The sequence below is a fragment of the Shinella sedimenti genome, from assembly GCF_022601905.1.
Lineage (GTDB): Bacteria > Pseudomonadota > Alphaproteobacteria > Rhizobiales > Rhizobiaceae > Shinella > Shinella sedimenti.
In genome coordinates, this window is record NZ_JAKVIN010000016.1 from 24,974 (window position 1) to 37,886 (window position 12,913).

The window sequence follows — 12,913 nt, forward strand, 5'->3', positions numbered from 1 at the left end:
GCGGCCATCGCCGCGGGGCGGTCATCCCCTCCTTCAGAGTGGAGGGGTTGAAGCGCTCTATTCGTGGACCGATATATCCACGCCGAACCATTTTTCGGTCAGGGCCTTGTTGGTCCCGTCCTTGTTGATGTCGGTGATGGCGGCATCGAAGGCCGCGCGCAGGGCTTCGTCGCCCGGTCGCAGCGCGACGTTGATCGTTCCGAGCCCGAGCACGCCGCCGGCGAAGGTGGGGCCGGTGAAGACCAGCGTGCCGGCCGGATTGGCGTCGATCACCGCCTTGAAGGCGGTGATGTTTGCGACGGCGAGATCGATGCGCCCGGCCGTCAGCTCCAGGCCAAGCTGTTCGAAGGAGGGATATTCGCGGATATCCAGGTCCTTGAAATATTCTGTTGCGAAGGTCGCCGCGGTTGACCCGGTCTGAACGCCGATGATCTTGCCGGCGAGCTTTTCCTTCAAGGCCGTGAGCGCCACTTCGGATTCCTTCGGGGTCTTGGCGAGGTCGAAGGCCTGGCCCGCATCCGGCAGGTCCTTCAGTGCATTGTCGCCGGCGGTGAGAAACCCGTTGGGGGCCTTGGCATAGGGCTTGGAGAAGCCGATGACCTTCTTTCGTTCGTCCGTCACGCCCATGGAGGCGATGATGGCGTCATACTTGCCGACCGTGAGGCCCGGAATGATGCCGTTCCACTCCTGCGCGATGAGATCGCATTTGATCTTCATGCGCTCACAGAGAACCTTGGTCAGTTCGATTTCATAGCCGCCGAGCGAGCCGTCGGCATTGCTGAAATTCCATGGAGGATAGGCGCCTTCGGTGGCGATGGTGATGTGGTCGGGCAGGTCCTGCGCGCTGGCGGCGCCGATGAATAGGGGCGCCAGGGCAAGGGCAAACAGCATATGGCGTCTGAGCATATCGTCGTTCCCTCATGTTTATTGGTTCGGGCCTTGCTTGACCCGTGAGGAAACTATGACACCGCGCAAAGCCTGCCGGGAGACGCTATCTGATTGATCTCAGGCTAAGCTGAGCTTATGCTGAATGGCATGCGTACAACGACGATCCCCTCGCTGAATTGGCTCCGCGTTTTCGAGGCCGCTGCCCGGAACCTGAGCTTTGCGCGCGCCGGAAAAGAGCTCAACATGTCGGCTGCGGCCGTCAGCCAGCAGGTTCTGGCGCTGGAAACCCATCTCGGGCGTCCGCTGTTCGAACGCACCGCGAACCGGATCACTCTGACGGTGGAGGGCAGCGACTTCCTGCCGACAGTGCAGGTGTCGCTGGGCGCCATCGAGAGCAAGGCGGAGGCGCTGTTCGCGCGGCAACGCATCGAGCGCATCACGCTGCTCGCCAGCCAACTGATGGCGATGAGCTGGCTGCCGCGCGTGCTGGCGGCGTTCGAAGCGGCGAACCCGACGATCCGCATCGACCTCCTGATGGAGGGCACGCAACGCAAGGCGGATCCGGACCTGACGATCCGCTTCGGCGAAGAGCCGCATCTCGTGCGCCATCCGACTTGGCTGATGGGCATGTCCCATGTCGTCATGTGCCGGGAGGAGGATGTCGCCCGCATCGCAAGCCTGGACGACCTGCTGTCATTCCGCCTCTACGACGTGGCGTCACATGCCATTGGCTGGACGGCGCTTCTCAACCACAATTTCGGCCACCAGCCTGGGCGGCAGCTTAAAATCGAAACGGTTGACACGACACCTTTGTCGCTCATGATGGTCAGCCAAGGTCTCGGTCTCGCAATTGGCCATCTTCCTGTATGTGGTCCAATTGCCGCCTCTCTCGGGCTCGCTATTTGCCCGTTTGTTCCGAAAACTCCGGGTCCTGGGAACTACTATATCGAACAATCCCGAGATCGGCTGCAGCGGGCTTCGATTGGCCGGTTGGCGCAAGCGCTTCAAGAGGCGGCACATTCATCGATCCGGACGATTTAGTCTGACCAGCCAGTTCGGATCCGTTCAAGAGCTTATAAGTGACCGTCCAATGTGGGCTCTGTCTCACGAAGATAGCTCCACATATCGCGGTGTGAAAACCAGATCGAATATAGATTTCTATAATAGCTCTGGCGCTTTGAACGGGTTAGGCGATCGCGTGTTCGTTGTGCCTCGAACGAAAACAAGGCAGGTCTGGGCAGCGCATCCCTGTCCAAGGGACGAGGTACCGATATCGAGTGTCAACACATTTGGATTTCCATGGAGATCAAGACCGGTCTCGTCGGGGTCGTACCAAGCTCCCGTCGAAATTCTCACGACCCCTCGCATTATCTGGTCCGTGATGTGGACGGCCGCAAGGCATCGTCCCCGTCCATTACAGACCTCGACTGTGTCGTGATGCCCAACGCCGCGCGCCTCGGCATCCGCAGGGTTCATATAGATGCACTCCCTTCCCCCGACCTTGCCTGCCGCGCTATAGGGGCTGGCATCGAGCTGGCTGTGGAGCTTCCGTGCAGGTTGGTCTGAAAGCAAATGTAACGCGTCAGGTGCCGCATTGGTTGATCCAAGCCATTCACGCGGTTCGAACCAGGCGGCATGCCCGGGGCAATCGCTCAGGTCGAAGGACGCTATGGTGCCGGAAAAGATTTCAATCAAACCCGAAGGTGTCTTCAATGGGTGTTTTGCAGGGTCCGATCTGAACGCCTCGAACATGATGCGCGGGCTCGCATGCTCTCCAAGATCGACAAGGCCCTGCTCCCAGAAGGTTTCAAAATCAGGGCAATCGACGTCTCTTTTTTTCCAGCGCGCGCGCATGTCTTCATAGAGATACGACAGCCACTCAGTGTCGTTTCGTCCCTCTGTGAAATTATGCTGCACGCCCATGCGCTCGGCAATGCCAGAGAAGATGTCGAAATCAGAGCGCGCGTCAGCGAAAGGCTCGACGATCTGGCGCATGGCAACGAGGAAACCTTCTTGTGTCGCGTAGCCGATATCGTCGCGCTCCATCGCAGTCGTGACGGGAAGCACGATATCCGCTCTTTTGGCGCTCGCAGTCCAGAATGGATCGTGGACGATGATCGTGCGGGGCTTTTGCCAAGCCCTGCCCAGCCTATTGAGATCCTGGTGGTGATGATAGGGGTTGCCGCCTGCCCAGTAAATGAGCTGGATATCGGGATATGTGCGCAATTTCCCATCGTGGGGAAACGTGGCGCCCGGATTGAGCAGCATGTCCGCAATTCTTGCGCATGGAATGTAATCCTGCACGGGGTTTTCCTTTTGGGAAAATGTTGGACCGGAGAGTTGTCGATGGGGAGATCCATTGGTATTCATGGGCCCATAGCCGACACCGAAGCCGCCGCCCGGCAGGCCGATCTGTCCCAGCATTGCCGCGAGCGTGATGGCCATCCAGAATGCCTGTTCGCCGTTATGGGCACGCTGTAGGGACCAGGCCACGTTGACTATCGTCCGTGTTTCCGCCATCTCTCGGGCGAGCTCAACGATACGCTTGGACGGAACGCCGGTGAGCCGGCTTGCCCATTCTGGAGTCTTCGCAATGCCATCCTGCTCGCCGAGCAGGTACGGGAGAAATTTCTCGAAGCCCACCGTGCAGCGCGCAAGGAAATCGCGATCGTGTGCATCATCCGCATGGATCTGCCACGCCAAGGCGAGCATGAGCGCGACGTCGGCATTCGGACGGCAGTGTATCCACTCCGCGTGGCATTCGGCATCAAGGTTATCGTTGCACGGGCCGATATTCACGAACCGTACGCCTTTTCTCGCCATTTCCTTCAGGCCTGGCCCGACGCGGTGATGTCCCGCGCCTCCGGGCGATGACTGCGCGTTCTTTGTTGGTACGCCGCCGAAGGTCACGAACAACTTGGTGTGTTCGGCCAGGACATCCCAAGTGGTATGCTGGGCGCTGAGGTCCGAGACGGTGCCTGCGATATGAGGGAGGATGACATGCGCTGCACCGAGCGAATACGATCCGGTGTGCCGGACATAGCCGCCGATGCAGTTGAGAAAGCGATGGACCTGGCTTTGCGCGTGATGGAACCTGCCCGCGCTCGCCCAACCGTATGAGCCTCCAAAAATCGCGCTGTTGCCATACTCTTTTATGACAGATTTGAGTTCTGTGGCGACAATGTTGAATGCCTCCGCCCATTCAACCTGAACGAACGGTTCCTTCCCTCGTAACTCTGGTCGCGCGCCCGGTCCGTGTTCCAGCCAACTCTTACGAATGGCGGGACGCGCCACGCGGCTTTCGAGAAGTTTTTCATCAAGCTGATACAGACCGATCATGGATGGATCCGGATCCGAGCGTAAAGGCCGCAATTTCGGAGACGTTTCCGTCTCGTCGAATTCGTAGATGCCCCAATGGGATGCGGTATATCGGGTCATGGCAAGGGTTCCGTAACAGGGTTAGTCGAGGACCTGGATAAAGGCCTCGACGCAGATCAGGACGGGATTTTCATGGCGCGTAGGCTGTCCGAAGTGGATCGTGCCGACCGCATCAATCAGCGCCATTTGCAGCTCGAGTGCGGGCATTCCATCGCTGTCTAGCGCAATCGTTCCAGTAAGACCAAGAATTTCCGTGGGCACTTCATCGATCACCGGCCCGCCATCGAAGCAACCGCCGACCGTGCTGCCGATGAGGCTGACGATACGGCCGGAACCAATGTTGTGCTCGGTGCAAATACGCTCGAGCGAGGAGATAAGGTCCTCGTTCGGCCTGATCTGCGCCACGATAAGATCCCCGGGTGGCGGTGTGCTTTCGACATATGGTGCGAACAGGGTAAAATTCGTCTCTGGATCGAAGCGCGCATCCATCGCGATTTCAGCGCATCCGACATAATCGATTTCACAGTCTTCGCCGATCCTGCAGTCGTAGGGGAGCACATGGCCACCGCGTTGCGTATCATCGGCGTCGCGCCAAAGCACATGTCCGTGCAGGAAGGGGCGCCCGTCGCGCGACCCGTAAGTGGCGGTTCCCTGTTGGATGCGGACGAGGCCATCGCGGACATATGTCTCGCTGTAGTAGGCGACATGATCTTGCGTCTTCGAATATGTCGGCATGACGAATTGCATGGGACTCAGCACGAGCCTAGAGAGATCCAGTGCCGCCGCCTTGATCCCGAGCGGTTCGAGATGCAGGGCGATCTCGTCGACAAGGACTTCACCTTTGCGCAGCCGGATCGATCCCTGTTGGCTTGCAGCGCGGAAGCTGCGCAGGCGAACCTCACTTACCGGTCCCGGATGCAGGAGGTGGCGTAGGCGACTGCTATTTGCCGTGATAAGGTCCATAACTAAGGTTTCTCCGACTTGGCGAGGGACGGGCGGACAGACGCGTACAGGCTATCCGACGAGAATTTCATGCTGACCGCAGCAAATCTGGATTCGAGCTTGCGCGTCTCGCTTTTCAGCATGGTTATGATCTCGGGCTGGCGGCTTTCAGCAAGCCTGCCTTCGGTGGCGCCAATGGAAAGGGCGCCGAGCACGCGACCGGTGTGATCGCGCACGGCGACCGCTATTGCCCATGCGCCTGTGTGAAAGATACCCCGATTGATGGCGCAGCCTCGTCGTCTTGTCTCGGCGATCGCCTGTCGAAGGACCGGCTCGGTGAGCATAGGGTAGTGGCTTTCGTAGTACTCACTGTGCGCCGCAATCACCGCGTCGATCTCGCGATCCTCGAGGCTTGCGAGAATGGCGATACCATGCGCGGCGACGCCGAGCGGGTGGCGTTGTCCTGTGTTGAGGACATGAGATCGTATGGGATGCAGGCCTTCCTCGCGGCGCATACACAGCGTATGCAGGCCTTGTCGTAGACAGAAAAAGGCAGTGTCCTCGGACTGCTCCGCAAGGCGGCGAACGGACTCGTCCGCCATCGTGTGGGCCGCGAACCGATCCGACGCGATCGTCCCGTAGAGATGCGCGGTGATGCCCAGGTGATATCGTTTCGTCTCGTCGTCCTGCGATGCGATTCCGGAGCGTATCAGGGCCACGAGCAGCCGTCTTACGGTCGGTTGTTTCAACCCGCTTGCTCGTACGAGCTCTCCCAGAGTGGCGCCGCTATGATGGCGTTCTGCCACAAGCGCGAGCAGGTGCATGGCGCGTTCAACACTCTGCGCTCCTGATGCTTCCTCCATCAAATCTCCTCCGATGGTCCATAATATGGACTATATAATATTCTATATATCTGAAACTAAAGAAAATTTTTGTCTAGACTCTTATTTGGCATCAGAATACTCCATTATATGAAATTCGTCACCATGACGTTTCGCCAGTTTCAGTCCTGTTTACCGCGAGGAGGCGGTGGGGCCGATGCTCTTTAGGAGGAGAGTTTCATGAAGCTAAGTCGCCGTCTTTTCATCGGAGTTGGTGTTGGCGCGCTGGCCGCACCCGCTCTTGTCGCGGGCAAAGCGCAGGCCGCCGAATTCCGCTTCAAGTTCGCCAACAACTTCCCCCTTGGTCATCCGATGAACAATCGCATGACGGAAGCGCGCGACCGCATCGCAGAGGAAACGGATGGCCGTTTCATGCTGCAGATTTTCCCGAACAACCAGCTTGGCTCGGATACCGACACGCTCAACCAAGTGCGGTCCGGCGCGGTCGAATTCTTCACGCTTTCGGGCATTATCCTGTCGTCGTTGGTGCCGGTTGCGTCGATTAACGGCATGGGTTTCGCCTTCAAGGACACCGGCCAGGTATGGCAGGCCATGGATGGCGAGCTGGGCGCTTATGTGCGCGACAAGATCAAGGCGTCCAGATTGCACGTCATGGACCACATCTTCAACAACGGCTTCCGTCAGATCACCACCTCGACCGGACCGATTGAAGGGCCGGGAAGCCTGCGCAACCTGAAGATCCGCGTCCCGGTGAGCCCACTCTGGACCTCGATGTTCCAGGCGCTTGGCTGCGCTCCAGCCAGCATAAACTGGAACGAGGTCTATACGGCCTTGCAGTCCGGCATCGTCGATGCGCAGGAAAATCCCCTTTCTACGATCGACGTCGGCAAGCTCTTCGAGGTGCAGAAGTACTGCTCGCTTACCAACCATATGTGGGACGGCTTCTGGATGCTCGCCAACCCGCGTTCCTGGGATCGACTGCCGGACGATATCAAAGAGATCGTCAGCCGCAACTTCGCCAAATCGACCCTCGATCAGCGTGCGGACATCGACAAGCTCAACGAAACGCTCCGTGTGTCGCTTGAGGGGCACGGCATGCAGTTCAACGAGCCAGATCCGGAAGCAATCCGCAACCAGCTGCGCGAAGCCAATTTCTACAGCGAATGGAAGGCGAACTACGGCGAGGAAGCCTGGGAGTTGCTCGAGAAGGTAACAGGCCCTCTCGCTTAGCCGGTATCCGAACGCGCCCGAAAGAGCGCGTTTGACTATTCCGCGTGACAAACTGGACGGAAACATATCATGACAGCAGCAACTGAAGACTTCGTCATCGGCGAGGTAAGCGAGAACTTGGACGCGCGCCCCGGATCGGCGCTGATGCGCCCTGTGGAGGTTTTCGCCGCTATGCTGATGGCGGCTGTCGTGATTCTCCTTCTCGGCGGCGTGATATCGCGGTACGTCATCAACACGCCGCTGGTATGGGTGGAGGAGGCGGCATCCATCTGCTTCATCTGGCTGGCGATGCTTGGCTCCGCGATCGCGCTCGACCGCAACGAACATCTCAGGCTGACGCTCTTCCTGCGGCTCCTGCCGCAGCGTCTCCAGGGGGCGGTCGAGGCGACCGCGTTGATGGCCATGGCGGCTTTCCTGATCGCTATGCTGCCGGCGACATATGAATACGCTTATGAGGAGTGGTTCATTACATCTGCCGCGCTTCACATTCCCAACACGTTCCGGGTAGCCGGGATTCCCGTCGGCTTCACCATGATGCTCTGCCTGCTGTTGCTGCATGCCTTTCGGGGGCATTCGGTCTCGAACGTCGTTCTTGGCGCAGTGGTGGTCGGGGCGATGGCGCTGGTCTTCTGGTTTTTCTCCGATATGTTTCTGGAGGCCGGCAATGCCTCGCTGGCGTTCTTCCTGATCGTCATCGTGGCCTTGGGACTGGCGGCAGGCGTGCCGATCGCCTTCTGCTTCGGGCTCGGAACGCTTTGCTATCTCGCCTTTGCTTCCTTCGTACCTGTCTACGTGATGGTCGGCCGCATGGATGAAGGCATGTCGAGCGTCATCCTCCTCTCGGTCCCGGTCTTCGTATTGTTGGGATGCATTCTCGACAAGACGGGTATGGGCAAGGCAATCGTCGATTTCCTTGGCTCCCTCATCGGTCACGTCAAGGCCGGCATGTCGTACGTGCTTTTGTCCTCTCTCTTCATTGTCTCCGGCATTTCCGGCTCTAAGGTGTCGGACATGGCGACTGTCGCGCCGGCGCTCTTTCCGGAAATGAAGCGGCGTGGAAATAAGCCGCCGGAGATGATCGCACAACTCGCTACCGGCGCCGCCATGGCGGATACGGTGCCACCCTCGATCGTTCTCATCGTGCTTGGCGCTGTCGCAGGTATATCGATCGCGGACCTGTTTGCGAGCGGTTTCACGGTTGCCATCGTTTTGCTGCTGGTTCTCATGGCTCTCGCACGCTTCCGTGCGCGGCATGAGTCCATGGCTGGCGTGCGCCGAGCGCCGCTGAAAACAATCGCTCAGATGCTTGTCATTGCGGCGCCCGCCCTTGTGCTGCCGTTCATCATTCGCGGCTCCGTATCGAGCGGCATTGCCACGGCCACCGAGGTATCTACCATTGCAGTCGTATATGGCCTGGCTATCGGTGCCATTCTCTATGGGGGTATCTCACTGCGGGACATCTACAAGATGCTCGTCGAGACGGCCGCCATGAGCGGGGCGATCCTGCTGATCCTGGGCACGGCCCTGTCGATGGCATGGGCCATCACGCAGGCCGGCGTGGGACAAACGATCGCTGATTTTTCGGCCGGTTTGCCGGGCGGTGTGTTCTCGTTCATCGCCATGTCCATTGTGATCTTCCTGATTCTCGGCTGCGTCCTCGAGGGACTGCCGGCGCTTGTCTTGATGTCGCCGCTAATGTTTCCGATTGCAGCCAGTTTCGGGCTTCATCCCGTGCACTATGCAATGATCGTAGTGGTGGCGATGAATATCGGGCTTATGGCACCGCCCATCGGGATCGGCTTTTATCTGGCGTGCCGCATCGGCAATGTCGCCCCCGATGAGGCGCTACGCGCCATCTGGCCCTACATCCTCGCGCTGATCGTCGGTCTCGTGCTGATTGCGATCTTCCCGTGGATATCGATCGGTGTGCTGTGATGTGCGGATCAACGAACTACGGTGGCATTCCGGGTAAACGGTTTGCCGGAAAAGTTGTGCTCGTCGTGGGGGCAGGGCTACCCGATCAGGGCTGGAGCAATGGCAGCGCTGCCGCTGCCGCCTACGCTCGAGAAGGAGCGCAAGTCATTTGTGCGGATCGCGATATGGATGCCGCCGATCGCTGCCGTTCGCGCATCGAGGGCGACGGAGGTTCCGCGATTGCGCTCATGGCCGATGCCACCAGTCTGCAACAGATGGAAACACTGACTGCGGATGTTCTAGACCACTTCGGTCGCATCGACGTTCTGCACAACAATGTCGGCGTGGCCATCATGGGCGGACCGGCTGACCTGTCCGAAGCGGATTACGACCGGGCGCTGAATCTCAATCTCGGGACAGTTTTCCGGTCGTGCAAGGCCGTACTGCCTGCCATGCGCCGCGCTGGAAAGGGGGCGATCGTCAATGTGTCCTCACTCGCTGCGCTGCGTTGGACAGGATATGCGTACTTTGCCTATTCCGCGGCCAAAGCCGCGGTGAACCAAGCCACGGTCGCAATCGCCATGGAATATGCCCGCGCCGGAATACGCGCAAACTGCGTGGTTCCCGGCGCTATCGAGACGCCGATGCTGGGGCAGGCGATAGCCGGCGCCTACACATCGGTAGAAGAGATGCAAAAAATCCGCCTGGACATGGTCCCCATGGGCATCAACGGCAAACCACAAGACGTGGCCGAGGCTGCGCTTTTCCTAGCGTCCGATGCGGCACGGTTCATCACGGGGGTCTGTCTTCCCGTCGATGGCGGGCAAAGCTGTTCCGCGCGTGCATTTCCATGAGCGGCCAGTCGATATCGCCGTTGAATGGCCCCGTGTAATGAGAAGGAGTTCCAATGAACCAGCACGCGAACCTGCATAACAGTAGACTGGAGGAGCACGCCTACCGTGTCCGGCACAACGCGCTCGTCATGGCGGAAACGCAGGGTCAGGGCTATATTGCCCAGGCGCTCGGCGTCGCCGATGTACTCACCGTCACATACTTTCATGCGATGAATCACCGGCCCCTTCAGCCCGACTGGGAGGACAGGGATCGCTTCCTCCTGTCTGTGGGACATTACGGTATAGCGCACTATTCGGTTCTGGTGGCCGCGGGCTATCTGCCGGAAGAGGAGCTGCCGACCTATGCGCAGGACGACAGCCGCCTACCGATGTCGGGCATGACCTCCTATACGCCCGGGGCCGAAATGTCGGGTGGGTCCATCGGCCTCGGTTTGCCTATGGCCGTAGGAATGGGAATGGGCCTCAAGCGCAAGAAGTCGAAGTCGTTCATCTATACCCTGATGGGTGACGGTGAGCTTGCCGAGGGCCCGACCTGGGAGGCGGCGATTTCCGCCTCGAACTACCAGCTCGACAACATCATCGCTGTCGTCGATTTCAACCAGGTCCAAGCGGACGGACCTTCGATGAAGGTAATGAACACCGAGCCCGTCGTCGCCAAGTTCGAGGCGTTCGGCTTCTATGTGCAGCGTGTTGACGGTAACGACCTGTCGCAGCTCGTTGCAGCCTTCGACCGCGCACGCGAGCATGCCGAACCGAAGCCCAGGATCATCATTTGCGATACCAAGATGGGGTGCGGCGTCGATTTCCTGGAGGGGCGCGAGAAAAGCCACTTCATAAGGCTCGAAGCGGATGACTGGAAGCGCGCCTATGCAGCACTTGAAAAAGGGGCAGGAAAATGAACCAAGTGTCTACCGTCACTAAGATTTCAGCCCCGACGATCGCGTCTTCGTCGATCGATGAAGGACATCGCACAAGGGCGATGCCCTTTGGCAATGCGCTCATCAAGCTGGCAGAGACGCACCCGGAGATCGTCGGCATGAGCGCCGACCTAGCCAAGTATACCGACATGCATATCTTCGCGGAGGCGTATCCCGATCGCTTCTACCAGATGGGCATGTCCGAACAGCTCATGGCAGTCGCGGCGGGCGGTCTGGCAAAAGAGGGCTTCGTTCCTTTCGCGACCACCTACGCAACCTTCGCGTCACGTCGGTGCTACGATTTCATGTCGCAGGCCGTCGCCGAACAGGATGCCAGTGTGAAGCTGATCGGCGGCCTTCCCGGTCTGACGACGGGTTACGGTCCGAGTCATCAAGCCACCGACGACATTGCGATCTTCCGCGCGATGCCCAACATGGTCGTCATCGATCCTTGTGACGCTCACGAGATAGAGCAGATGGTGCCGGCGATCGCGGAATACCACGGACCGGTCTATGCCCGCATCCTGCGCGGCAATGTCGCTGTCGTGCTTGATGAATACGGCTATCGTTTCGAGCTCGGAAAGGCAGCGCTGCTGCGCGGCGGGCGCGACGTTCTCATCATCTCTACCGGTTTCATGACCATGCGGGCGCTCGATAGTGCCAAGGAGCTTCAGGCCGACGGTATCGACGTGGCCGTGCTGCACGTGCCGACAATCAAGCCACTCGACGAGATGGCGATCATTCGTGAAGCGAAGCGGACCGGGAGACTGGTTGTGACAGCCGAAAACCACTCGAGCGTCGGCGGTCTGGGCGAGGCGGTCGCAAGCTGCCTGTCTATGAACGGAGTGTCAGCGGAAATCCGTCGAATTGCGCTTCCGGATCGCTTCTTGGCTGCGGGAACGCTCGAAGTGCTTCAGGAGCGGTATGGGATAACACGGTCTGCGATGTCCAAGAACATCAAGCGTTGGCTGTAATCCGGAAAGGGGGGGATCATGCAGAAAGTGCTTGTACTGACAGGTGGCGCGTCCGGCATCGGGCGCGGCATTCTCGAGCGAGCGGTTCTCGACGGATGGCTGTGTGCGGTTCTCGACTTGCCCGGAGAAAACCTCGAGACCCTGCACGATGCGTTTCCGTCCGGGACGGTGACAACATTTGCGGTCGACATCACCGATGAGGATGGCGTCGAGGCTGCGATCGGGCAGATCGCGGCCAAGCATGGCGCCATCGACGGGCTCGTCAATTGCGCCGGCATCGGCCAAAATCTTTCGTTCATGGATACGAAGCCAGCGCAGTTGCGTAAGATACTGGATATCAATGTCGTAGGCTCGTTCATAGTCGCGCAGTCCGCTGCCCGGCACATGAAGCACGGGTCTATTGTGAACATCACCTCCGTTTCCGGCATACAGGGAAGTGTCGGGAGAGCGGCTTACGGAACATCCAAGGGGGCGGTGAACACGATGACTCGCATTCTGGCGGTTGAGCTGGCACCGAAGGGGATACGCGTCAACGCGATCGCGCCCGGGCCAGTTGAGACGCCGATGACGGTGCAGTGGCATAACGAGAAGACGCGTAAAGACTGGATATCTCGTGTACCGCTGGGCCGATATGGTTCGATTGGCGAGATCGCATCCATGACGATGGTTCTTCTTGATGAGAATGTGTCCGCCTATGTCAACGGACAGATCATCGCCGTGGATGGCGGCTTTACAGTTTCCGGTTTGATGGACATTTAGACTCAGCTCCACCAATTTCATTCAAGATTTTATTAACGGTGTCTGCAAAGGGACCGTAATGCGAAGACGCGTTTGGGGTAAGCAACTTTGATATGGCTCGGATCGCGCCGCATTTTCTACTCACGCATCTTGCGCCATGTACGCCTCCGGCGTGGGCCGCCTTTTCAGTTTGATGTGAATGTGGCCGATTGTCCTTATGGACGTGAATAAGGACA

General features: G+C 58.9%; 11 protein-coding genes. 7 read left to right on the forward strand and 4 right to left on the reverse strand.

The features are described 5' to 3' along the window. Positions 1-57: 57 nt before the first annotated feature. Entirely contained in the window at positions 58-906 is an 849-nt protein-coding gene (locus MKI86_RS23355; RefSeq protein WP_241605848.1) for a transporter substrate-binding domain-containing protein, read from the reverse strand. Between the two features lie 129 nt (positions 907-1,035). Between MKI86_RS23355 and MKI86_RS23360 the strand changes: the two genes are divergently transcribed. After that, entirely contained in the window at positions 1,036-1,929 is an 894-nt protein-coding gene (locus tag MKI86_RS23360; protein WP_241605850.1) for a LysR family transcriptional regulator, read from the forward strand. 117 nt (positions 1,930-2,046) lie between these two features. Here MKI86_RS23360 and MKI86_RS23365 read toward each other — a convergent pair whose 3' ends face one another. The 3 genes from MKI86_RS23365 to MKI86_RS23375 are packed head-to-tail and all read right to left on the reverse strand — an operon-like array spanning position 2,047 to position 6,071. Continuing rightward, positions 2,047-4,326 (reverse strand): molybdopterin guanine dinucleotide-containing S/N-oxide reductase, encoded by a 2,280-nt coding sequence (locus MKI86_RS23365; RefSeq protein WP_241605852.1) that lies wholly within the window; start codon positions 4,324-4,326, stop codon positions 2,047-2,049. Between the two features lie 21 nt (positions 4,327-4,347). Next, on the reverse strand, positions 4,348-5,229 hold the full coding sequence (locus MKI86_RS23370) for a PCC domain-containing protein (protein WP_241605854.1): 882 nt from the start codon (positions 5,227-5,229) through the stop codon (positions 4,348-4,350). Between the two features lie 2 nt (positions 5,230-5,231). Then, a complete protein-coding gene (locus MKI86_RS23375) occupies positions 5,232-6,071 on the reverse strand; it encodes an IclR family transcriptional regulator (RefSeq protein ID WP_241605856.1) in 840 nt (279 codons plus the stop codon). A gap of 198 nt (positions 6,072-6,269) precedes the next feature. On the opposite strand from MKI86_RS23375, the gene MKI86_RS23380 reads away from it, so the two are divergent. From MKI86_RS23380 to MKI86_RS23405, 6 genes are all read left to right on the forward strand, one after another. Beyond that, positions 6,270-7,280 (forward strand): TRAP transporter substrate-binding protein, encoded by a 1,011-nt coding sequence (locus MKI86_RS23380; protein ID WP_241605858.1) that lies wholly within the window; start codon positions 6,270-6,272, stop codon positions 7,278-7,280. A gap of 69 nt (positions 7,281-7,349) precedes the next feature. After that, positions 7,350-9,215: a TRAP transporter large permease gene (locus MKI86_RS23385; RefSeq protein WP_241605860.1), complete on the forward strand. Its 1,866-nt coding sequence runs from the start codon at positions 7,350-7,352 to the stop codon at positions 9,213-9,215. Next, positions 9,215-10,048, forward strand: coding sequence for an SDR family NAD(P)-dependent oxidoreductase (locus tag MKI86_RS23390; protein WP_241605870.1), 834 nt, complete (start codon positions 9,215-9,217; stop codon positions 10,046-10,048). Before MKI86_RS23385 ends, MKI86_RS23390 begins: the two co-directional genes overlap by 1 nt. A 53-nt stretch (positions 10,049-10,101) precedes the next feature. Then, the gene (locus tag MKI86_RS23395; protein WP_241605862.1) at positions 10,102-10,947 is read left to right on the forward strand and encodes a transketolase; all 846 of its coding nucleotides are present in this window, start codon (positions 10,102-10,104) and stop codon (positions 10,945-10,947) included. Next, on the forward strand, positions 10,944-11,939 hold the full coding sequence (locus MKI86_RS23400) for a transketolase family protein (protein WP_241605864.1): 996 nt from the start codon (positions 10,944-10,946) through the stop codon (positions 11,937-11,939). The genes MKI86_RS23395 and MKI86_RS23400 overlap by 4 nt, the downstream gene beginning before the upstream one ends. Positions 11,940-11,957: 18 nt before the next feature. Next, positions 11,958-12,698, forward strand: a complete 741-nt coding sequence (locus MKI86_RS23405; protein WP_241605866.1) for an SDR family NAD(P)-dependent oxidoreductase — start codon at positions 11,958-11,960, stop codon at positions 12,696-12,698. Positions 12,699-12,913 lie beyond the last annotated feature (215 nt).

Excerpts from the sequence above, each read along its gene's own strand:
- MKI86_RS23380 (WP_241605858.1), top strand. The coding sequence starts at position 6,270 with ATGAAGCTAAGTCGCCGTCTTTTCATCGGAGTTGGTGTTGGCGCGCTG.
- MKI86_RS23365 (WP_241605852.1), bottom strand. The coding sequence starts at position 4,326 with ATGACCCGATATACCGCATCCCATTGGGGCATCTACGAATTCGACGAG.
- MKI86_RS23390 (WP_241605870.1), top strand. The coding sequence starts at position 9,215 with ATGTGCGGATCAACGAACTACGGTGGCATTCCGGGTAAACGGTTTGCC.
- MKI86_RS23375 (WP_241605856.1), bottom strand. The coding sequence starts at position 6,071 with ATGGAGGAAGCATCAGGAGCGCAGAGTGTTGAACGCGCCATGCACCTG.
- MKI86_RS23360 (WP_241605850.1), top strand. The coding sequence starts at position 1,036 with ATGCGTACAACGACGATCCCCTCGCTGAATTGGCTCCGCGTTTTCGAG.
- MKI86_RS23405 (WP_241605866.1), top strand. The coding sequence starts at position 11,958 with ATGCAGAAAGTGCTTGTACTGACAGGTGGCGCGTCCGGCATCGGGCGC.
- MKI86_RS23395 (WP_241605862.1), top strand. The coding sequence starts at position 10,102 with ATGAACCAGCACGCGAACCTGCATAACAGTAGACTGGAGGAGCACGCC.
- MKI86_RS23400 (WP_241605864.1), top strand. The coding sequence starts at position 10,944 with ATGAACCAAGTGTCTACCGTCACTAAGATTTCAGCCCCGACGATCGCG.
- MKI86_RS23385 (WP_241605860.1), top strand. The coding sequence starts at position 7,350 with ATGACAGCAGCAACTGAAGACTTCGTCATCGGCGAGGTAAGCGAGAAC.
- MKI86_RS23355 (WP_241605848.1), bottom strand. The coding sequence starts at position 906 with ATGCTCAGACGCCATATGCTGTTTGCCCTTGCCCTGGCGCCCCTATTC.
- MKI86_RS23370 (WP_241605854.1), bottom strand. The coding sequence starts at position 5,229 with ATGGACCTTATCACGGCAAATAGCAGTCGCCTACGCCACCTCCTGCAT.